Origin of the sequence: Dyadobacter beijingensis DSM 21582 (assembly GCF_000382205.1) — a bacterium.
Lineage (GTDB): Bacteria > Bacteroidota > Bacteroidia > Cytophagales > Spirosomataceae > Dyadobacter > Dyadobacter beijingensis.
The window spans coordinates 363,615-385,513 of the sequence record NZ_KB907786.1; the positions used below are offsets into that span (position 1 = coordinate 363,615).

The window sequence follows — 21,899 nt, forward strand, 5'->3', positions numbered from 1 at the left end:
AAGCGTATTATTCCCCGCGGTAGCGCACGGCCAGCCCACTCAGCATATAGCCTTCCTTGTTCACGCTTGTGTAGTATTTGTATTTGACATTGATAATGGCGTCGGCGCCGATCTTCTGGGCTTTCATGACGAGCTTGGCCGTCAGCAGTTCCTTGGTTTTGGCGTCGTTCCCGCGGAACATCATCCGCTTGTCCTGCGTCTGGCGCTCGGTCAGCGTGTCCTCGCTGCCGATTTCCACAATTCCGATCTCGGAATAGGGGCGTTCCAGCGGCTGGCTATCGTACAGGACCTCAATAGGATATTTGGTATTCGACGAAATGGGGATGCCGTTGCCGGCGCAGGCCGAGAGCATGGCGGCAACAAAAAAGCAATGCAGGTAGCGGGTACTCTTGATATTGATCATTTTCTTCCAACGAGGGATATGTTTGAAACTGCAACCATTACACCGCGGATGCGACATGATGTTGCAACGTATATTATTTTTCCATTTGTCACCAATCCATTGCTAAATGCGATATTCTGCATTATTTTCAAGGATTGAAAATCTAAACTAATTGATTTTAGCATGGTCATGAAATCTAAAAGAACAAATTTGTTCAGGCAGGGTTCGCTGGTCGGAATGGTGCTTGCTGCATTGCTGGCAGGGCCTTCGGAAGCGCAGCAACTGCCGAAAGGTGTTACCAAAATCACTTCGGTTGAAGGGATTACGGAATACAGCCTGGAAAACGGTTTGAAAGTACTCATGTTCCCCGATCCTTCGAAACCCACCATCACGGTGAACGTGACCTACCTCGTAGGGTCGCGCCACGAAGGCTACGGCGAAACCGGGATGGCCCACTTGCTCGAACACCTTGTATTCAAAGGATCGCCGAAGCATACCAATATTCCCCAGGAGCTCACCGAGCACGGCGCACGCCCGAACGGGACTACCTGGTACGACCGGACCAACTATTTCGAAACCTTCTCGGCCAGCGACGAGAACCTGAAATGGGCGCTCGACCTGGAATCGGACCGGATGGTGAACTCGTTCATTGCCAAAAAAGACCTCGACAGCGAATTCAGCGTCGTGCGGAACGAGTTTGAATCGGGTGAAAACAGCCCGTTCCGCGTGCTCATGCAGCGCGTGATTTCGGGCGGTTACCTGTGGCACAATTACGGCAAATCGACGATCGGGAACCGGTCGGACATCGAGCGGGTGCCCATTGAAAACCTGCAAGCATTTTACAAAAGATATTACCAGCCCGACAATGCGGTACTGACCGTGGCCGGGAAGATCGACGAGCCGAAAACATTGGCGCTTATCAATGATTATTTCGGCAAAATTCCGAAACCGACCCGCGTATTGCCGAAATCCTACACCGTGGAGCCTACCCAGGACGGCGAGCGCTTCGTGGAGCTGAAACGGACGGGCGATGTGCAGATGCTGATGGCCATGTACCATATTATGCCCGGCTCTCACGCCGATTACCCGGCCATGGAAGTGCTTACCGAAGTGCTGACCACCGAGCCGAACGGCCGTTTGTACAAGAATTTGGTGGATACCAAAAAAGCGTCTTCGCAGTTTGGATACACCTTCCAGCTGTACGATCCTGGGTTTGTATTGTTTGGGGCGGAGGTATTGAAGGAAAAATCGCTGGATGAAGCGAAAAAGGCATTTACCGCCACGCTCGATTCCACGGCCAGCTTCAAGCCCTCCAAAGAGGATGTGGAACGGGCAAAAACGACCATTCTCAAAAACTGGGACCTGGAATTCCGGAATTCCGAACGCGTAGGGCTCAGCATCAGCGAATCCATCGCGACGGGCGACTGGCGGCTCGCATTCCTTTTCCGCGACAATATCCGCAAGGTAACGCCGGAAGATGTGGCCAAAGTAGCCCAGTATTATTTCAAACCATCGAACCGGACGCTGGGAACGTTTGTACCGGAGTCTAACCCGCTGCGTGCGGAAATCCCGGATGCGCCCAATGTGGCCGACCTCGTGAAGAATTACAAGGGCGAGGCCGTGGTAGCGGAAGGCGAGGCATTCGACCCTTCACCGGCGAATGTGGAAAGCCGTACGGCCCGTGTGGAGAAAGCCAATGTGATCGAAACGGCTTTACTGCCTAAAAAGACCCGTGGAAACGTGGTGGCAGCACGCATTACCCTGCGTTACGGCGATGAAAAGAGCCTGCAAAATAAGGCGACGATCTCCGATCTGACGGGTTCGATGCTCGATAAGGGCACGAAAACGAAAACGCGCCAGCAGGTGAAAGACGAATTTGACCGCCTGAAAGCGCGCGTGAGCTTCTTCGGAGCAGCCAACCAGGCCGGCGCCAGCGTCGAAACGACGAAAGAAAACCTGCCCGCCGTGCTGAAACTCGTGGCCGAAGTTTTGAAAACACCTGCATTCGACGAAAACGAGTTCGACAAACTGAAACAGGAAGAACTGGCGGGCATCGAATCGCAGCGCAGCGAGCCGCAGGCGATCGCATTCAACCAGTACCGCCGCATTACGTCGCCTTATGCCAAGAGCGATATCCGCTATGTGGGGACGTTCGACGAGGATGTGGAAAGCATTAAAGCCACGACGATCGATCAGCTGCGCCAGTTCCACAAGGATTTTTATGGTGCGAACAATGCGTCGGCGACGGTGGTAGGTGATTTTGATAAAGAACAGGTCCAGAAAATCCTGACCGACGAATTCGGAAGCTGGAAAAGCGCGAAGCCGTTCACCCGCATTGCATCGCCCTACCAGGCAGTGAAGGCCGAAAACAAGGCCATTGAAACGCCGGATAAGGCCAATGCAATGTTCGTTGCCGGCCTGAATATGCCATTGCAGGATACGGACCCCGATTACCCGGCGCTCATTATGGGCAACTATATGCTCGGCGGCGGCTTCCTGAACTCCCGCCTCGCGACCCGCATTCGACAGAAAGAGGGGCTAAGCTATGGCGTAGGATCGCAATTCTCGGCCAGCCCGCTGGATAAGAACGGTACCTTCACGTCGTACGCTATTTATGCGCCGCAAAATGCCGAGAAGCTGGAAGCGGCATTCAAGGAGGAAATCGAGAAGGTGATGAAGGAAGGCTTCACGGCCGACGAGCTGAAAGCGGCGAAATCGGGTTACCTGCAATCGCGGCAGGTGGCGCGCTCGCAGGACGCTTCGCTCGCGACCACGCTCACAAGCAATCTTTACCTGAACCGGACGATGCAATGGGATGCCGATTTTGAGAAGAAAATCGAGGCGCTTACGCCCGATCAGATCAAGGCTGCATTCAACAAGCATATCGATTACAACAAGTTGGTGATCATCAAGGCAGGTGATTTCGAGAAGGCCAAAAAAGGCGCTCCGACCGCCGGCGCACCGGCCCAGCTTGGCGGAAGCGAGAAGAAATAAGATTAAAATAACATTAAGATTCGGAAAGCCGGCCGCGAAAAGCGCGCCGGTTTTCTGCTTTTAACGGTAGTACATCTTTATCTTTGCCCCGTATTAACAACGAACTTCACTGCTGTCATTAGCTTCAACGATGAAATTGATATACCACCCGCTTCTCAGAGTTTTGTTCGCCGGACTGGTTCTTTCCCAGCCGGTTTTCAGTCAAACCAAATCCAAAACCGCAGCGCCTGCTACCAAGCTGGCCCGCCCGAAACTGGTGGTGGGCATGGTCGTGGACCAGATGCGCTACGATTACCTGTACCGCTATTACGACAAGTACAAGGAAGGCGGCCTGAAAAGACTGATCAACGACGGTTTCAACTGCCGCAATAACCATTACCACTACGCATTGACGGTCACGGCCGCGGGCCATTCGGCGGTGTACACCGGTTCCATGCCGGCCATTAACGGCATTGTGGGCAACGACTGGTACGACGTCGCGCAGGCCAAAAATGTGTATTGTACGGATGATAACACCGTGGCAACGGTGGGCAGCAGCAATGTAACGGTAGGCAAAATGTCGCCGAAAAACCTGCTCGTCAGTACGGTGACCGACCAGCTCCGCATTGCGACGAACTTTCGTTCGAAGACGATCGGTGTGGCGATCAAGGACCGCGCGTCCATCCTCCCTGCCGGCCATGCGGCGTCCGGCGCCTACTGGTTCGATTCCAAAACGGGCAATTTCGTAACGAGCACCTACTACCGCGATGCTTTGCCGCAATGGGTGACGGATTACAATACTTTGAAAAAACCGGCGGAATATATGGGCAAGGGCTGGAACACGCTGCTGCCGATTGACCAATATACCCAAAGCTCGCCCGACGACGTGGCCTGGGAAGGTAAATTGTCTTCCGCAACGAAACCCGTGTTCCCGCACGACCTCACAGGCAATGCAGGCGATGCCTACGGCCCGATGACGACTTCGCCCTGGGGTAACACCATCACGAAGGAAATGGCGATTGCCGCGATCAAGGGTGAAAACCTGGGAAAAGGCGCAGATACCGACTTTCTGGCGGTAAGTTTCTCTTCCCCGGACCGGATCGGACACATGTTCGGCCCGAACTCGGTAGAGCAGGAGGATGACTACCTGAAACTCGACATGGAATTTGCGGATTTCTTCAACTTCCTCGACAGCTGGGCCGGAAAAGGCAATTATACGGTATTCCTCACCGCCGACCACGGCGCGATGGACGTACCGGCATTCTGGCAGGAGCACAAACTGCCCGCGGGCCTCATGAGCGCGACCACGCTCACGCGCACGATCGTGAAGGCATTGAACGATGCCTACGGCGAAGCGGAATATGTAACTGCATTCGAAAACTATCAGATTTACCTGAACAAGGCCATTTTGAAGGATAAGAAAATCTCCGTCGCCGACGTACACCAGACTCTCCGCGACGCCTTGCTGGCCGTTGACGGCGTGGCCGACCTCATTAATCTCCGCGATATGGGCCGGGCGCCGCTGAACACCTACCAGTTGGAGCTTTTCAAAAACAATGTCAATGCCAAGCGCAGCGGCGATTTGCAGGTACTCGTGCAGCCGGGCTGGTTTGCCTCTACGATGAGCACTGGTACCGACCACGGCACGCCTTACAACTACGATACGCACGTGCCGTTCCTGCTGTACGGCTGGGGCATCAACAAGGGCGAAACGCTCCGCCGCACGACGATCGCCGACATTGCGCCTACCATTTCCGCATTGCTGCATATCCTGCCGCCAAGCGGTAACGTCGGCAATCCCGTGGAAGAGGCGTTGAAAAAGTAACCTGAATATCTTTAATCTTAAATCCTTTACCGTGAGAAAATTGACTTGCTGGGTGTTGGCTGCAATGGCGTCTACGGGCGTCTATGCGCAAACTCCCAAGAAAGCTCCCGCGAAAGCTGCTGCAAAGCCAGCTACGCAGACGATTGCCCGTCCAAAATTGGTAGTAGGCATTGTAGTGGACCAGATGCGCTACGACTACCTCTACCGCTATTACGACCAATACACGGAAGGTGGCTTTAAACGCATGATGAATGAGGGTTTCAACTGCCGCAACAACCATTACAGCTATGCATTGACGGTCACCGCAGCGGGCCACGCTTCGGCTTACACCGGCTCTATCCCGGCCATCAACGGCATTGTGGGCAATGAATGGTACGATCCCATTGCAAAGCAGGAAGTGTATTGCGTGGAAGACAGCACCGTGAAAACGGTAGGCAGCAATAATTTGGCGGTAGGTAAAATGTCGCCTAAAAACCTGCTGGTAAGCACCGTGACCGATCAGCTCCGCATTGCCACCAACTTCCGTTCCAAAACGATCGGCGTGGCGATCAAAGACCGCGGTTCGATCCTGCCTGCCGGCCATGCCGCCAATGCAGCCTACTGGTTCGATTCTAAAACGGGCAACTGGGTGACTAGTACCTATTATATGGACGACCTTCCCCAGTGGGCCAAGGATTATAACGCCAAAAAAATGCCTGCCGAATACCTGAAAAAAGGCTGGGAGTTGCTGCTGACGGCCGATGCCTACACGCAAAGCTCGCCGGACGACGTGGCGTGGGAAGGCAAATTGCCGGGTGCGAAAAAGCCTGTTTTTCCCTATGAACTGATGGGTATGTCGGGCGACGCATTCGGCGTGGTGACGGATACGCCCTGGGGCAATACGCTCACCAAGGAGATCGCTATTGAAGCCATTAAAGGCGAGCAGTTAGGCAAAGGCAAGGATACCGATTTTATCGCGATCAGCTTTTCATCGACGGACAAAATCGGTCACCGCGCGGGCCCGAACTCCATCGAGCAGCAGGACGACTTCCTGCGCCTCGACCGCGAATTCGCCGATTTATTCAACTTCCTCGACGGCTGGGTGGGCAAAGGTGAATATACCGTGTTCCTCACGGCCGACCATGGCGTAGTGGACGTCCCCGGCTTCGCGCTGGAACACAAGCTGCCGGCAGGCTTGGTAGACCGCAGATTGCTGACGGCTTCCGTGACCGAGGCATTGAACGGCGCATTCGGCAAAGACAAATATGTGGTAGCAACGGATAACAACCAGCTCTATTTCGACCATGCTTTGCTGAAAAAGAAAAACATCAACATCGCGGCCGTACATAGCGTGGTGCGCGAAGCGGCATTGACGGTACCCGGCATCGCCGATGTGATCGACCTGACGGATATGGGTAAGGCACCGCTGAATACCTATCAGCTGGAATTATACAAAAACAATGTGAATGCGAAGCGCAGCGGCGATTTGCAGGTGATTTCGCAGCCGGGCTGGTTCTATGGCACTTCCACCGGCACTTCGCACGGTACGCCTTACAATTATGACACCCAGGTGCCGTTCGTGATGTTCGGATGGGGCATTAAGCATGGCGAGACGGTGAAGAGAACGTCCGTTTGCGACATTGCGCCTACCATTGCCGCTCTGCTGCACATTTTGCCGGGCAGCGGAAATATCGGCCTTCCGGTAGAGGAAGCGCTGAAGAAATAGGATGCTATCATCAAAGAGAAAGCCGTGGGGATGCATTAACGTCACCCACGGCTTTTTTTGTTATACAGTATTTCAAAAATCAGGACTCTTCAACGATCAGCACAATGCCTTCTGTTTTCTTGATCACAACTTTGCTGCCGGCGGGAATATGCTGATGTGTTTCCGAAACGGCTTTCCATTCGGCGCCGCGGTAGTAAATGCGGCCTTCGCCGTTACCCGGAATATCCCTGATCACCATGGCGGTTTCGCCTGTGAATTCGCTGTATTCGGGGTGAGTACGGCGATTGAGTAGAATGCGGGCCTGTTTGCGCAGGATCAGCAGCGAAACCAATGAAATGGCCGAGAATGCGAGGATCTGGCTTTCGGTGGTGGGTAGCAGCCCGATGGAAGTGAGCAGGGATGTGAGCAATGCGCCTACCGCGAAGAATACAAATACGAGCAGGACACTGACCAGTTCTGCGAGCAGCATTACCAGCCCAACGATGAGCCAAATCTGTGGTAAGGTCAAATCCATGCTATTTCTTAGGTTCAGATTTGACGACGGTTAATGCGGTCGCGATGAGTGAGCCCATATCGGCGAGGTTGGCCGGGAGAATGAGTGTGTTGCCGGCTTTGGCCAGCTTTCCGAACTGCTCCACGTAGTTTTCAGCCACTTTCAATTGCACGGCCTCGGCGCCGCCTTCCTCGCGGATCGCCTGAGCTACCAAACGGATACTTTCGGCCGTCGCTTCTGCAACCGATTTCAATGCGGAAGCCTCCCCTTCGGCCTCATTGATCTGTCGTAAACGGATACCCTCCGATTCCAGCACGACCTTCTGTTTCTGACCTTCGGCCACGTTAATCGCCGCCTGTTTTTCACCATCCGATTGCAGGATCACGGCGCGGCGTTCGCGCTCGGCCTGCATTTGTTTTTCCATCGCATTCAATACGCTTTGCGGTGGGGTAATGTTCTTGATCTCGTAACGAAGCACTTTCACGCCCCAGCCCGTAGCGGCCTCGTCAATGGATTCCACCACGGCACGGTTGATGGTCATACGTTCCTCAAACGTCTTGTCCAGATCCAGCTTACCGATCTCGCTCCGCATGGTGGTCTGGGCCAGCTGGATCACGGCAAATGTATAGTCCGAAATACCATACGCCGCTTTCCGCGGATCGATGACCTGGATGAATATGACGCCGTCCATGCGTACCTGCACATTGTCGCGGGTGATACAAATCTGTTCGGGAATGTCGACGGCCGCTTCTTTAAGCGTGTATTTATATGCAATGCGGTCGAAAAACGGGATGATGAAGTTGACGCCCGGTTGCAGGACGGCGTAGAATTTTCCCAGACGTTCCAGAATGTAAGCACTTTGCTGCGGCACGACCTTCACGGTCATCAGAATGGTAAGGACTACCAGTACTAGCAGGACAATTAAAGGGGTCATAACAAGTCGTTTTAAGGTCTATGGCGAAAATAACAGGAAGCAACCTGCATTCCTACCGGTCTCGGATCAATGTAAGGTTACGGTGGCCGCCGGTCGATGTCCCGGATAAATGGTTACATGGTTAGGGGACCGCCAGCCGCCGGCTTCCATAGTCCTCTCCCGTGCGTGCCCGCAGCCGTGCAATGTACACGCCTGCGGGAAGGCCGCCGGTATGGAACGCGAGGCCCTGGCGCGACGTCGTTTTCCGCACCAGAACGCCTTGCAGGCTGTAAAGCCCAGCCCAGAGATGGTTACCGGACGGGTCCGCCGCACTTTTGATAAAAATCCTGTAAATCTGTGTATTAACCGGAGCGACGAACCATTCCAGCTGTTTGCAGGGGAGCATTACATGGCGTGTGGAAGAAAGCTCGGCTGTGCTATCCGCGTCGACGATGCGCAGCCGGTAGTAGTTGGCGGCTTGCGGGGAGACGTCTTCAAATGTGTAATGCCGTGCCGTACTGCTGGTGCCGGAGGCATTTACGCGGCCGATCTCAGAGAAAGCCCGGCCATCGCCGCTTCGCTGGATGCAAAAGTATGCGGCATTGATTTCTTCGGACGTAGTCCATCGCAGCCCTACCTGGCAGGCTGTTTCTTTTGCTTCAAAATATTGGAGGCGAACTGGTAACGGATCGGCGACAACGTTGCTGAAAAAAGCAAATACGGCAGCGGTGACGGCGATTTCCTGCACGGTGAATTCCGACATCTCTACTGCCTGCCGCGCATCGGTATAGCGTCGGAGCACCGGGTAGGGGTCTTCTTTGCGATAACCGGCGGGATACCGGTTTGACAAATCCTGGATCGCGAAACTGGAAGGCCGGTTCATAAGCAGGGAAGCCGCCGGCCCGAAAACCGGTACGCCCGGAACGGGTTGCTGAAACTTGCCGGGCACGGTGGACCAATGCAGCGGATATTGCGGGGAAATTTTGCCTACGCCAGTGATGAAACATTGTGAAAGCGGATTGTTGCCGAGCGGAATATCGAGCTGTATTTTGGCATAACCGAGCAATTCGGGCTTTTTGAGCAATGCGGCGAAAAGGATATAGTCGAATGCATAACTCTGCGCCATCCCGAATGAGCCGTAGCCGATATAACCTTTGAAATGATGGTAAGCGCCGTGATAAGCGTGAATGTTCATGGTCCGGTTGTAATAGTTGACCAGCACTTCGCTGTTCAGCTTGTTTTTAAACTCATCAACAAATAACTGACTGGTCGGAAAAGGGCAGGTCGCGTAGGCCCATGCGGCTTTAAATGTATGCTGTTGCCAGCTCATGGTGGCGTGGAACTGGTGCGGGATCTGGCCGTACCATTGGTTGAAATCAGCATTATACTGTGCTTCGCCGGTGGTTTTGTACAGTTCTGCGGCAGCCCATGCGCGGTTGTCCGCGTCGATCGGGTCGGGGTAGGGGCCGGCCGAGATGCCCGGTACGTTGACGGGTGGCGTGGGAGTAGTATGACTTTTCAGGAACAGCCACGCTTTTTTGGCCTTTTCAAGGCATGATGCGGCGTACGTGCCATTGAATTTTTTGAAATTCCGGGCAGCCATCGCCATTGCGGCAGCGAACAGCGCAGTGGATTGGGTGGTTTTTTCCGAAATATAAAACGTGCCGTGTTCCTCGCCGGGCAAGCCTTGCGACCATGTTGCGGGCGTAACGCGGAAATAAACGCCGCCATCGGGCGCCTGCATTTGCATGAGCCAGTCGGTTTCGTATCTGGCCTCGTCGAGCCAGTCGGGTATGCCGTTGCCGCTTTCAGGGAGGTTCAGGTGGTTGTCGGGGAATTTTTGAGGATATAGTTCAAAGGCCGTGAACAGGCTGAACAATGCACTGGCAGCGGTAGGTACATAGCGGCCGTAGTCGCCGGCGTCGAGCCATCCGCCTTGCATGGGAAGTTGGGTGCCTGGGGGATAGTCCGTCGCCCCATACAGCGCAGAAGCTGTATGGGATGCGTGGATGACCGCCGTTTGGGCAGGCAAGCCAGCGCGTGCCCAGTTACCGCCATGCGGGGAGTCGATGGCACCAGACCGCTGGTAGTATAATGCCCTCGCCGTTTGGAAATACAGATCGTTGTAAACTTCGGGACTGATCGTAAAAGTTTCGGAGCGTCCGTAACCCGGCACGTACACGTGATATTGCCCCGCCGTCTGGAGCGATGAAAAGACGATCTCGAATACACGCTCGCCGCTGAATGCGGGATCGGATTTCAGATATTGGCATTTTCCGGTCAGAACCGTCTTCCCAGCTATGTCGACAATCTGAAATGGTGGTGGTGCAACGGTATCGGCGGGCATATACCACGCATCGCCGAGAAACCGGCCGAGTTTCGCCAGCTTCGGACTATCCGGCAGGTAACCGACCTGATTGGCTTTTACATTTCCGCGAATCTCGTGGTCATCGAATGTAAATGTCGCATCCAATGCCGAGCCATTCCCTTCGGTGTCGCGGATAGCGTCGGTTTTCAGGTGATAGACTTTCCCGTTTTTAAGCGGTTTTGAAAAAATCAGGTACAATTCAAATCTGATCTCCGGTGTACCTGAAACGGAAATCCCTTTCACAAAACTGTGACGCCCGACGCGGGATGGATTGGTGGCCGACTGGTAGTCTGCATCATTCGTCGAAGAAATGGCGTAGTGCCCCGTGTTGTAGCATCCCGTCGTATCGAACCGCTCGCTGATTGTGAGCAGCACCACCTGCGCCGACAGGGGTGTGTGTGAAATGACGGGCTGGCCAGGTAATGACCCGGCTTGCTGTGCATGGGCGTAAGCTGGGGTGAGCAGGATCAGTAACAATGTGAATTTTCCCATAACAATTCTGTTTGTTTGGGAATGTTCACAGGATATGTGTGCCTTTTGCTGCGAATATCAATGACAAATGCCAACCGGCAAGGCTTATTTACTAGCCGGTTGGCATATCCGGTTACATTAGTCTGGCGGGTACAAAGGCTTTGTGAGAAACGGGAATTAATTCCTCAATATTTCTTTGGAAATCACCATTTTCTGAATTTCACTCGTGCCTTCGCCGATTGTGCAGAGCTTGCTGTCGCGGTAGAATTTTTCGGCCGGATAATCCTTCACAAAACCATACCCTCCGAATATCTGCACGGCTTCGTTGGCTACGCGCACGGCGGTTTCGGATGAATGGTATTTGGCTACCGAACTGGCCAGTGTCACTTTCTCGCCGGCGTCTTTCAATGAAGCAGCGTGGAAGGTGAGCAGGGAAGACGCCTGCACGTCGGTATACATGTCCGCGAGCTTGAATGCGATTGCCTGGAAGTCGCAAATGGCTTTCCCGAACTGCTTCCGCTCTTTGGAATAGGCCAATGCGGCCTCATATGCGCCCCAGGCCGTACCTACGCCCAGTGCGGCGATGGAAATGCGGCCGCCGTCGAGCACTTTTAATGACTGTATAAACCCGTCGCCGATCTCGCCGAGGCGCTGGCTGTCGGGAATGCGGCAGTCCTGGAAGAGCAATTCCACCGTTTCCGAAGCACGCATGCCGAGTTTGTCTTCCTTACGTCCCGCGCTGAAACCGGGCGTGTTGGCATCGATCACGAATGCGGTCGCGCCGTGCTTGTCGCCGGGTTCGCCGGTGCGCGTCATGATCACGAGTACGTCGGCGCTTTTGCCGTTGGTAATGAAGTTTTTAGAGCCGTTGATAACCCATTCATCACCGTCCCTGACAGCTACCGTGCGCATGTTGCCGGCATCGGAACCGGTATTCGGCTCGGTGAGGCCCCACGCGCCTACGAGCGAGCCCGCAGCGAGGCCGGGGAGGTATTTCGCTTGCTGGTCGTCGTTGCCGAACATGTATATATGATTGGTACAAAGCGAATTATGGGCCGCCATTGATAGTGCGACGGACGGGTCGACCTTAGCGAGTTCGATGATGGCGGTGACGTATTCCCGGTAGCCAAGACCGGCGCCGCCGAGACTTTCGGGAATGAGCATGCCCATCAGGCCGAGCTCGCCCATTTGTTCGAAAAGATCTTTCGGAAAATGCTGCTGTTCGTCCCAGGTGCGGATGTGCGGTTTGATGTGCAGCGTGGCGAAATCCCTGACGGTTTCTTTGATAAGGTTACAAATCTCGTCGGAAGGGTTCTTGGTCAGGTCTTTTTCTCGTGTGTCCATAGGTGTTGATGCTTATATTTGTGTGATTACCCAATGATAGTGAGAATGCGACAAAATCGCTAGCCACTAACGAACAAATCCAAATGGCGAAGGTGAAGATTCGCTTAAAAAAATTACTTTTGCAACCGTCCTTACGCACTGGACTTAGTTAAGTACAATTCCCGGATTTTATTAAACAAGTGCCGAAACAGCTATATAATAATTAACCGTTTATGAAAATTGCAGTAGTAGGAACAGGATACGTTGGTTTGGTGACAGGTACCTGCTTTGCCGAAACCGGCAACCAGGTGACTTGCGTCGACATCGACGTCAGAAAGGTGGAACGCCTTCAAAAAGGAGAAATACCCATTTACGAGCCTGGCCTCGACGTGCTGTTCGACCGCAATGTGGCCGAAGGACGCTTGTTGTTCACGACCAATCTCGCAGAAGGTATCAAGGATGCGCAGGTGATATTCCTCGCATTGCCAACGCCTCCCGGCGAAGACGGCTCTGCTGACCTTAAATATATTCTCAAAGTGGCCGACGACCTCGGCCCGATCCTCGATCAGTACGCGGTGATCATCGACAAGAGCACCGTGCCCGTTGGAACAGCCGAAAAAGTACGCGCAGCCGTTGCGAAAAACGCGAAAGTGGATTTCGATGTAGTGTCTAATCCCGAGTTCCTCCGCGAGGGCGTGGCGGTAGAGGATTTCATGAAACCCGATCGCGTGGTGGTAGGAACGACCTCGGAAAAAGCCAAAAAGGTCATGGAGAAGTTGTACGCTCCGCTCGTGCGCCAGGGCAACCCGGTTATCTTCATGGACGAGCGTTCGGCGGAAATGACGAAGTATGCGGCGAACTCGTTCCTGGCGATGAAAATCACTTTCATGAACGAAATCGCGAACCTTTGCGAGAAAGTAGGTGCGAACGTGGACGATATTCGTCGTGGTATCGGGACCGACAGCCGCATTGGCAAGCGCTTCCTTTTCGCAGGTATCGGTTACGGCGGCAGTTGTTTTCCAAAAGATGTGCAGGCATTGGCCAAAACATCGAAGGATTACGACTATGATTTCCGTATTCTGAAATCGGTCATGGACGTGAATTACGATCAGAAGAAGAAATTGCTGCCGATGGTAGAGAATTACTTCTCGGGCGACCTGAAAGGCAAGACGATCGCCGTTTGGGGATTGGCATTCAAGCCTTATACCGACGATATCCGCGAAGCGCCGGCATTGGAAAACATTGAAGCATTGCTCGCAGCCGGAGCGAAAGTGGTCGCTTACGACCCGGAAGCGATGACGAATGTAAAGGGCATTCTGGGAGATCAAATCACTTTCACCCACACGCCTTATGCAGCGCTGGACGACGCGGATGCGCTCATGATCTTTACAGAATGGCCGCAGTTCCGCACACCGGAATTCGAAAAAATGGGTAAACTGCTCAAAAACAAAGTCGTTTTCGACGGCAGAAACCTGTACGAACTCGAACAGATGCGCGAAATGGGGTATACCTATTACAGCATCGGTCGCGAAAAGGTGGTGCCGGCCTGATCTAAACTAGTAAATACTCTAACTTACTCATCTTAATGAAACGTGTTTTAATTACGGGAGCAGCAGGTTTCCTGGGTTCGCACCTCTGCGAGCGTTTTTTAAAGGAGGGAATGTATGTGATCGGGATGGACAACCTGATCACCGGTGATATGCGCAATATCGAGCACCTGATGCCAAACCCGAACTTCGAGTTTTACCATCACGATGTGACCAAATACGTGCACGTACCGGGCGAGCTCGACTACATTATGCACTTCGCATCACCCGCCAGTCCGATCGACTATCTGAAAATCCCTATCCAGACGCTCAAAGTAGGCGCGATGGGAACGCACAACCTGCTGGGATTGGCCCGTGCCAAAAAATCACGTTTCATTATCGCTTCCACTTCGGAAGTGTACGGTGACCCGCTGGTGCACCCGCAAACCGAAGATTACTGGGGCCACGTGAACCCGATCGGGCCGCGCGGCTGCTACGACGAAGCGAAACGTTACCAGGAGGCCATTACGATGGCTTATCACCGCTACCACGGCCTGGAAACCCGCATTGTACGTATTTTCAATACCTACGGACCGAGAATGCGCCTCAACGACGGACGGGTATTGCCTGCATTCATGGGCCAGGCGTTGCGCGGCGAGGACATTACCGTTTTTGGTGATGGTACGCAAACCCGCTCGTTCTGCTACGTGGACGACCTCGTGGAAGGTATCTACCGCCTGCTGATGAGCGACTACTCGTTGCCTGTCAACATCGGTAACCCGAAGGAAATCACGATCGGCCAGTTCGCCGAAGAGATTATCAAGCTGACGGGCACCGACCAGAAAGTGGTGTACAAGCCACTTCCGCAGGACGATCCGAAACAGCGTCAGCCGGATATTTCAAAAGCGAAGGAAGTGCTGGGCTGGGAACCGAAAGTTTCCCGCGAAGAGGGCCTCAGAATTACCTACGATTACTTCCGCAGCCTGCCGAAAGAGCGCCTGTACGAAGAGTCGAACCACAGAGGATTCGAAGGCTTCAGCGCCAACAAATAATTTAGTTTCCCCGAACTGAAGTCCGGGGCTATATGATCCTGTTGCCCCGGACTTCAGTCCGGGGACCTTAATCAAACAAAAAACCCGCTCGAAGGCGGGTTTTTGTTGGTTAAGGTAGGGAATCAGTCGTTATTATACTTCCATGATCTCCTTTTCCTTGACGGAGAATATTTGCTCGATTTTGGCCACGTAGCTGTCTGTCAGTTTCTGAACGCGTTCTTCGCTGCCTTTTACCAGATCTTCGGAAACGCCTTCTTTGGTCAGCTTACGCAGGGAGTTGTTCGCATCCTGACGGATGTTGCGCACATTGATTTTTGCTGTTTCAATCTCGTTCTTGGCACGCTTCACCAGTTCACGGCGGCGCTCTTCATTCAATGGGGGAACAGATATCCGGATCAATTCGCCGTCATTGGAAGGTGAAAAGCCGAGGTTGCTGTTGCGGATCGCTTTCTCGATGTCGTTAATGGTCTTTTTCTCGAAAGGCTTGATAGCCAGCGTCCGTGCGTCGGGTGTGTTGATCGTCGCGACGTTCTGGATCGGCGTCATGGAGCCGTAGTATTCGATCTGAAGACCTTCCAGCATTTGAGGGGATGCTTTTCCGGCGCGGATTTTACCCAATTCAATGATAAGGTGTTTGATCGCTCCGTCCATGGTATCCCTGGCGACGTCCAGATATAAGTCTATTTCTTCCATTGTTTTATAGTAAGCTGTATTTTTCTATTGATTCGAGATCAGTGTTCCGACATTGCCGCCCATCACCAGGTCATACAGGTTGCCGGGTTTGTTCATGTCGAATACGATGATCGGCAGGTCATTTTCCTTGCACAAGGTGAATGCGGTAAGGTCCATGATCTTAAGGTTTTTGGACAAAGCTTCATCAAATGAAAGCTGGTCGTATTTTGTAGCGGTAGGGTCTTTCTCAGGATCGGCCGTATAAACGCCGTCCACGCGGGTGCCTTTCAAAACCACTTCCGATTCCGACTCGATGGCACGAAGGCCTGCGGTAGTGTCGGTCGTGAAGTAAGGGTTACCGGTTCCCGCACCGAAAATAACGACACGGCCTTTTTCAAGGTGACGTACTGCGCGGCGGCGGATCAATGGCTCGCAAACCTGCTCCATTTTGATCGCCGACATCAGGCGGGTATTCATCCCGTGTTTTTCAAGCGAGCTCTGGATCGCCATCCCGTTGATCACGGTCGCGAGCATGCCCATATGATCGCCCTGAACCCGGTCGATCCCCGATTTTTCCACGGAAGCACCGCGGAAAATATTTCCACCACCAATTACGATTGCCACCTGCACGCCGACCTCGGTAATCCTTTTGATTTCCTTGGCATAATTGTCGAGAATGTTAAAGTCGATGACCTGGGCTTTATCGCCCCCGTTGAGTGCTTCTCCGCTGAGTTTCAGTAATAAACGTTTGTATTTTGGTTCCGGCATGGTTGTGATGTGGTGTTTTGATCCGTAAAAATAAGCGGACGAAGCTCAGAATAACAAGTTTTTAATGAAACTCCAATAATACCTGGTTTTTTTCCACAATCTGCCCCGGCACCACTTTCAGCGTTTTGATGACGCCGCTGCCGGAGGATTTGATCACGTTCTCCATTTTCATCGCCACCAGCACGAGCAGGTTGTCGCCCTTTTCAATGCTGTCGCCCTCCGCCACGGCGATGGATTGGATCAGGCCGGGCATGGGTGCTTTCACGTTGTTGATCTTCTGTGCGGCGCCGTTTTGCATACCCATTTTTTCCAGCAGCATATCCAGGTCGTCTTTCGCCGAGGTATGGTAATGCTGCCCGTTGATGAGCAAATGCACCGATTTGCCCGCCTGGTCGCGGTCGAGCACTTCGATGTTGTAGGATTTGTTTTTCCAGATCACGTGGAAGCGGTTGCCGCCGAGCGGCGCGATGTCGCCCCCGAACGCGTCGCCGTCGATAAACCAGCCTTCTTTCCGCTGGTCTAGGTCAAATGTCTGTTCAGGCTGCTCGCCCGGCTTGCTGCCCACGTTTATTTTCAGCATACCATTTCGCTGTAATCGTTCGAGATTTCTTTGAGGATGCTGTCGAGTTCGTCGAACGTAGGCGCTTCCACGAGACGCATTCTGTACGGTTTGAAGTGTTCCAGCCCTTTGAAATAATTGGTGTAATGCCTGCGCATTTCAAAAACACCTGCTACCGGCCCTTTCCAGCGGATCGAGAATTCGAGGTGCCTGCGGCAGACGTCCACACGCTGCTCCATGGTCGGAGGCGGCAGTTTTTCACCGGTTTTGAGATAATGCTTGATCTCGTTGAAGATCCACGGGTTACCGATCGTCGCACGGCCTATCATAATGCCGTCCACGCCGTAGGTATTTTTGTATTCCAAAGCCTTCTCGGGCGTATCGATATCGCCATTACCGAAAATGGGGATGGTAATGCGCGGGTTTTCCTTCACTTTGGCGATCAGCGACCAGTCGGCCGCGCCCTTGTACATCTGCACGCGGGTACGCCCGTGTATGGACAATGCTTTAATGCCGATGTCCTGCAAACGCTCCGCCACTTCCTGGATGTTTTTGGTATTGTCGTCCCAGCCGAGGCGGGTTTTGACCGTGACGGGCAAATGCGTCGATTTGATTACGGATTCGGTCATTTTGACCATTTTGGGCACGTCCTGCAACAATGCGGCCCCCGCGCCGCGGCAAGCGACATTCTTCACCGGGCAGCCGTAATTGATATCGATGAGGTCGGGGTTCACGCGTGACGCGATCTCCGCGCACGAGCCCATCGTTTCCACATCGCTGCCGAAAAGCTGGATACCGACCGGCCTTTCATATTCGAATATATCCAGTTTCTGAACGCTTTTGGCGGCATCCCGGATGAGACCTTCCGACGACACGAACTCCGTGTACATCAAATCGGCACCGTTTTCCTTGCATACGGCACGAAACGGCGGGTCGCTCACATCCTCCATGGGCGCAAGCAGCAGCGGGAATTCACTCAGCTCAATATTTCCAATCTTAACCATAATCCTTCGTCTGCACTTCGCAGTATTATAATAAACTGTAAATTTACACCAATTATGCAAAATAGTAACCCGAATCTGGTCGTATCCCGTGTACCCGGCACCTGGGGCAGCTTATTGGTATTGGTCGGTTTCATGCTCATCGGCATGGCCGTGGGCAATGTCCTGGCAGTGATGGCGCTCGCCATTTACCTCGGAGCCGACACCGAAAGCGTGACGGCCCTGCTCACGCAACTCTTCGCCGATCCCGGAAAAATACCGAATGGGTGGAATGCGCTGATGATCATGCAGGGTACCGTTCATTTCTTCTCCTACCTGCTTCCGACACTCATTTACTGGTTTTACATCGAACGCCGTACGATCGCCCAGTTCAGTACGGGCCGTGCGCCGGCCGCGCATGTCTGGGCATTGGCATTTGTGCTGGTACTCGCATTTATACCCGTGAACAGTAAGTTTATCGAATGGAATGCGGCAATGGACCTGCCGGATGCATTGTCGGGGTTGGAAAAATGGATGCGCGACAAGGAAGACCAGCTTTCGGTGATGACCGAATTTTTGACTAGTTACAAGAGTTTCGGCCAATTACTGATTGCATTATTCGTAGTGACGCTGCTGCCAGCGCTGGGGGAGGAATTCCTGTTCCGGGGCGTGATCCAAACGAAATTACACCAGGAATTGCGCAATATCCACGTGGCGATCTGGCTCGCGGCCGCCATTTTCAGCGCCATTCATTTCCAGTTTTATGGGTTTCTGCCGCGCATGATGCTTGGTGCATTGTTCGGCTATCTGTATTATTGGACCGGGAATTTATGGGTGCCCGTGCTCGCGCATTTCGTGAACAACGGTTTTGTGCTGGTAATGATGTATTTGCATAATGTGGGGATTGTGGAGATCAATATCGAGGAGTCGAAATCGATGCCGTTCCTGCTCATCCTGGCTTCGCTGGTGGTGTCCGCGGTAATACTCGGCATCATCCGAAAGAGCAGCGGACCGGACGCTTCCCGAAACTTTTAAGATAATTTAACATTTCAAAAATAATGGAGGATACCTGGGCGAAAGCCTACCAGAGCGGACAGGCGATACGGGCTGAAATAGCTCGTGAAATTTTGGAACAGAACGGCATTGCAGCGGTGATCGTGGACAAGAAGGATAGCAACTACCCGGTTTTCGGCAACTTTGAAGTGCATGTCCCCGCTGCCGACCTCGCGACGGCCCAAACGATACTGAAGAATGAAGAAGCGCTTAGAGACTCTGAATAATTTACAGCAAAGAACCATCACCGGACTTGCAGGCGTAGTTGTCATTATCAGTTGCATTGTTTACAGCGAATGGTCCTTCCTGCTGCTTTTTTGCGCGATCAGTTCCCTGACACAACTTGAATTTTACAAACTGCTGGGCCTGGACGGCAACCAGCCGCTGACGTATTATGGCACCTTCTGTGGCACAGTCATGATGCTTTTGGCGTATTTGATAGAACAGGACATTGTCGAGTTTGAAAATTACTTCATTATCAGCCCGTTGCTGTCGATGATCTTTTTTATCAAACTCTATAAAAAGAACGACCTGAAACCCTTTACGAACATTGGTTTTACGTTTCTGGGCATTATTTACGTGGCTTTGCCATTTGCCTTGATCATCGTGATGGCATTGCGCGGCGGGACGTACAATTACGAGATCGTACTGGGAAGCTTGCTGTTGTTGTGGGCGTCGGATATCGGGGGTTATTTTGCCGGTACCAAGTTCGGGAAACGGAAGTTGTTCGAGCGGATTTCACCGAAGAAGTCCTGGGAGGGATCGATGGGCAGTGCAGTTTTTGCGGGGATTATTGCATTTGCGCTGGGCCATTATTTCCGTACCTTCGAACCCTGGAAGTGGTATTGCATCGGTGCCATTATCGTGGTGGTGGGTACTTACGGCGACCTCGTCGAATCGTTGTTCAAGCGCAGCATTGCCATCAAGGATTCGGGGAGCAGCATTCCGGGGCACGGCGGTTTTCTTGATCGTTTCGACGGTCTTTTGTTGTCGGCACCATTTATTGTTACATTTTTGAAGTTATTTTCCTGACCAAAGCGGCTTTGTGTAAAATGCAGGGCAATGCCCGGTTACCCGGGTCGTTTGTAAATGAAGGAACGGAATTTTTACAAGTTTTCGGCAGACACTATCGGAAGGAAATTTATCATCGTGCAAATCAAAGCTTTCGGGAATGGGTTCCCGGGGCGTAATCTGGAAGGAATGAAACGGAGTTTTTTAATATTTTTCCTCGTGCTGGCGGGAATGTTGTGTGGCCGGGAGGCTTTTGCTCAGGGAGAACAAAAGGCGATCATCTTCTCGGGTGTCGTCGTAGGCGGTAAAACTACCGAACGGCTGCCCGGTGCAACCATATTCATCGTAAATGCAGGCCGTGGAACGCTGGCGAAAAGCGACGGTTCCTTCACGATCCCCGTTTTCCCGGGCGATAGCATCGTGTTCAGCTACGTGGGTTATAAGAAACAATACCACGTGGTGCCGAGAGGCTACAATTCCGACATTTACTCGGCGATTGTGGCCCTGCGCGAAGACGTGGTAACGCTCTCCGGCGTGACCATCTACCCATATTCTACCGAAGAAGAATTTAAAAAGGCTTTCCTTGCCTTGAAACTGCCCGATCAGGCCGAGCGCGACGCGTTGGCGAAAAGTACCGATCCGGATTATATCAACCGTTTGGCCGCTCAAATGCCGAACAATGCGCAAACCAATTACCGTTATTCGATGGACCAGCTTATGTTCGGGCGTGAATCGGCGGCTAACAAGGGCTTCGCGACCAGCTTCCCGTTCCTGAACCCGTTCGCATGGGCTAAGTTTATCAAATCCGTCAAGAACGGCGATTTGAAGCAGAAAGATTGGAGCAAGGAGCTGAATGCGACCCCGCGTGAGAATATCACCAAGCAGGACTTCATCGTCCCCAGCCAGAGCGAGATCGACGCCAGAAAGAAGAACAGCAACTAGCCGGCGGCCGGTTCGAATCTCCGCAATTGTAATTCATTCCCGTCAAAAACAGCGTAATGCTGCTGCGTGACCCATTCGCCGAGGTTAATGTACCGCGAGCGGGCGCTCACGTGCATGTCGAGTACGAGGTGGCGGTGTCCGAAAATGTAGAAGTCGTGGGGCAGCGATGCCTCCACTTCACGGCAGTATTGGAACAGCCATTCGTTGTCGGCACCTAAGAACCGCTCTTCCCCCTTGTTCACATTAGCCAGCCGGCTCCGTTTCGACCATTCCGAGGCGATCCACATGCCCACATCAGGGTGTACGATGCGGAACAGACCCTGAAAGAAGCTGTTTTCAAATACTCTTTTCAAGAACTTGTAGGTGTCGTCTCCCGGTCCCAGTCCGTCGCCGTGGCCTACTAGCAGCTTTTTCTCGCCCGACGGTGAGCGGACAGTAAAGCTCACCGGGTTGCGGTAAATGGGGGCGCCGAGCTCTTCGGTGAGGTAGCCCGACATCCACATATCGTGGTTGCCCGTGAAAATGATCAGTTCAATGCCTTCGTCGGCCAGTTCGGCCAGTTTCCCCAGTAACCTTACAAATCCTTTCGGGATGGCGCGGTGGTATTCAAACCAGAAATCGAAAATGTCGCCGACGAGGAAGATCGTCTGCGCATCGTGCCGTATGGAATCGAGCCAGGCTACAATGCGTTTTTCACGCTCCCGGCTGGCGGCGGCGGTGGGAACTCCGAGGTGAAAATCCGAGGCAAAATAAATGCGGCGACCGGGTGCGAGCGTAATGCTCTTTTGCTGGAATTGAAGGCTCATACAAATGGCAAATGCCCCGCAATTTACAACGTTCGCGCCAAATGCTTTGCATGAATGCGGCGGCAGACCACTAACTC

19 protein-coding genes are annotated in these 21,899 nt (G+C 53.0%); 9 read left to right on the plus strand and 10 right to left on the minus strand.

Translation table 11 applies throughout. From position 1 onward, the window contains the following. Nucleotides 1-7 precede the first annotated feature (7 nt). Nucleotides 8-403 (minus strand): hypothetical protein, encoded by a 396-nt coding sequence (locus H144_RS0101470; protein ID WP_019940249.1) that lies wholly within the window; start codon nucleotides 401-403, stop codon nucleotides 8-10. A 162-nt stretch (nucleotides 404-565) separates the two neighbouring features. On the opposite strand from H144_RS0101470, the gene H144_RS0101475 reads away from it, so the two are divergent. The 3 genes from H144_RS0101475 to pafA (H144_RS0101485) all read left to right on the plus strand — a co-directional run bounded on the left by H144_RS0101475 (nucleotide 566) and on the right by pafA (H144_RS0101485) (nucleotide 6,885). Beyond that, nucleotides 566-3,376 (plus strand): M16 family metallopeptidase, encoded by a 2,811-nt coding sequence (locus tag H144_RS0101475; RefSeq protein WP_019940250.1) that lies wholly within the window; start codon nucleotides 566-568, stop codon nucleotides 3,374-3,376. Between the two features lie 130 nt (nucleotides 3,377-3,506). Then, nucleotides 3,507-5,180 carry an alkaline phosphatase PafA gene (gene pafA / locus H144_RS0101480; RefSeq protein WP_019940251.1) on the plus strand — a complete coding sequence of 558 codons (1,674 nt, stop codon included), beginning with the start codon at nucleotides 3,507-3,509 and terminating at the stop codon, nucleotides 5,178-5,180. Nucleotides 5,181-5,244: 64 nt separating this feature from the next. Next, nucleotides 5,245-6,885, plus strand: a complete 1,641-nt coding sequence (pafA, locus tag H144_RS0101485) for an alkaline phosphatase PafA (protein WP_019940252.1) — start codon at nucleotides 5,245-5,247, stop codon at nucleotides 6,883-6,885. 79 nt (nucleotides 6,886-6,964) lie between these two features. Here pafA (H144_RS0101485) and H144_RS0101490 read toward each other — a convergent pair whose 3' ends face one another. The 4 genes from H144_RS0101490 to H144_RS0101505 form a co-directional block, all read right to left on the minus strand. Continuing rightward, on the minus strand, nucleotides 6,965-7,399 hold the full coding sequence (locus H144_RS0101490) for an NfeD family protein (RefSeq protein ID WP_019940253.1): 435 nt from the start codon (nucleotides 7,397-7,399) through the stop codon (nucleotides 6,965-6,967). Between the two features lies 1 nt (nucleotide 7,400). Next, nucleotides 7,401-8,312, minus strand: coding sequence for an SPFH domain-containing protein (locus H144_RS0101495; protein ID WP_026350319.1), 912 nt, complete (start codon nucleotides 8,310-8,312; stop codon nucleotides 7,401-7,403). 121 nt (nucleotides 8,313-8,433) lie between these two features. Then, the gene (locus tag H144_RS0101500; RefSeq protein WP_019940255.1) at nucleotides 8,434-11,151 is read right to left on the minus strand and encodes a glycoside hydrolase family 9 protein; all 2,718 of its coding nucleotides are present in this window, start codon (nucleotides 11,149-11,151) and stop codon (nucleotides 8,434-8,436) included. A 156-nt stretch (nucleotides 11,152-11,307) separates the two neighbouring features. After that, the gene (locus tag H144_RS0101505) at nucleotides 11,308-12,474 is read right to left on the minus strand and encodes an acyl-CoA dehydrogenase family protein (RefSeq protein ID WP_019940256.1); all 1,167 of its coding nucleotides are present in this window, start codon (nucleotides 12,472-12,474) and stop codon (nucleotides 11,308-11,310) included. 212 nt (nucleotides 12,475-12,686) lie between these two features. Here H144_RS0101505 and H144_RS0101510 point away from each other — a divergent pair, with 212 nt between their 5' ends. Continuing rightward, nucleotides 12,687-14,003 carry a UDP-glucose dehydrogenase family protein gene (locus H144_RS0101510; RefSeq protein WP_019940257.1) on the plus strand — a complete coding sequence of 439 codons (1,317 nt, stop codon included), beginning with the start codon at nucleotides 12,687-12,689 and terminating at the stop codon, nucleotides 14,001-14,003. Between the two features lie 35 nt (nucleotides 14,004-14,038). After that, complete coding sequence (locus H144_RS0101515; protein ID WP_026350321.1) at nucleotides 14,039-15,031, plus strand: UDP-glucuronic acid decarboxylase family protein; 993 nt, start codon at nucleotides 14,039-14,041, stop codon at nucleotides 15,029-15,031. Nucleotides 15,032-15,163: 132 nt separating this feature from the next. Here H144_RS0101515 and frr read toward each other — a convergent pair whose 3' ends face one another. The 4 genes from frr to dusB form a co-directional block, all read right to left on the minus strand. After that, nucleotides 15,164-15,724 (minus strand): ribosome recycling factor, encoded by a 561-nt coding sequence (frr, locus tag H144_RS0101520; protein WP_019940259.1) that lies wholly within the window; start codon nucleotides 15,722-15,724, stop codon nucleotides 15,164-15,166. Nucleotides 15,725-15,748: 24 nt separating this feature from the next. Next, nucleotides 15,749-16,471 carry a UMP kinase gene (gene pyrH / locus H144_RS0101525; RefSeq protein ID WP_019940260.1) on the minus strand — a complete coding sequence of 241 codons (723 nt, stop codon included), beginning with the start codon at nucleotides 16,469-16,471 and terminating at the stop codon, nucleotides 15,749-15,751. A 61-nt stretch (nucleotides 16,472-16,532) separates the two neighbouring features. Continuing rightward, on the minus strand, nucleotides 16,533-17,051 hold the full coding sequence (locus H144_RS0101530; protein WP_019940261.1) for an acyl-CoA carboxylase biotin carboxyl carrier protein subunit: 519 nt from the start codon (nucleotides 17,049-17,051) through the stop codon (nucleotides 16,533-16,535). Beyond that, complete coding sequence (gene dusB, locus H144_RS0101535) at nucleotides 17,045-18,034, minus strand: tRNA dihydrouridine synthase DusB (protein ID WP_019940262.1); 990 nt, start codon at nucleotides 18,032-18,034, stop codon at nucleotides 17,045-17,047. Before dusB ends, H144_RS0101530 begins: the two co-directional genes overlap by 7 nt. A gap of 54 nt (nucleotides 18,035-18,088) precedes the next feature. On the opposite strand from dusB, the gene H144_RS0101540 reads away from it, so the two are divergent. The 4 genes from H144_RS0101540 to H144_RS0101555 all read left to right on the plus strand — a co-directional run bounded on the left by H144_RS0101540 (nucleotide 18,089) and on the right by H144_RS0101555 (nucleotide 21,016). After that, on the plus strand, nucleotides 18,089-19,045 hold the full coding sequence (locus H144_RS0101540; RefSeq protein WP_019940263.1) for a CPBP family intramembrane glutamic endopeptidase: 957 nt from the start codon (nucleotides 18,089-18,091) through the stop codon (nucleotides 19,043-19,045). A 23-nt stretch (nucleotides 19,046-19,068) separates the two neighbouring features. Then, the gene (locus tag H144_RS0101545) at nucleotides 19,069-19,290 is read left to right on the plus strand and encodes a putative signal transducing protein (protein ID WP_019940264.1); all 222 of its coding nucleotides are present in this window, start codon (nucleotides 19,069-19,071) and stop codon (nucleotides 19,288-19,290) included. Beyond that, a complete protein-coding gene (locus H144_RS0101550) occupies nucleotides 19,262-20,095 on the plus strand; it encodes a phosphatidate cytidylyltransferase (RefSeq protein WP_019940265.1) in 834 nt (277 codons plus the stop codon). Before H144_RS0101545 ends, H144_RS0101550 begins: the two co-directional genes overlap by 29 nt. 168 nt (nucleotides 20,096-20,263) lie before the next feature. Beyond that, the gene (locus tag H144_RS0101555; protein WP_033402386.1) at nucleotides 20,264-21,016 is read left to right on the plus strand and encodes a carboxypeptidase-like regulatory domain-containing protein; all 753 of its coding nucleotides are present in this window, start codon (nucleotides 20,264-20,266) and stop codon (nucleotides 21,014-21,016) included. On the opposite strand, the gene H144_RS0101560 is transcribed toward H144_RS0101555, so the two are convergent. Then, entirely contained in the window at nucleotides 21,013-21,822 is an 810-nt protein-coding gene (locus H144_RS0101560; protein ID WP_019940267.1) for a UDP-2,3-diacylglucosamine diphosphatase, read from the minus strand. The genes H144_RS0101555 and H144_RS0101560 overlap by 4 nt on opposite strands. Nucleotides 21,823-21,899: the final 77 nt, after the last annotated feature.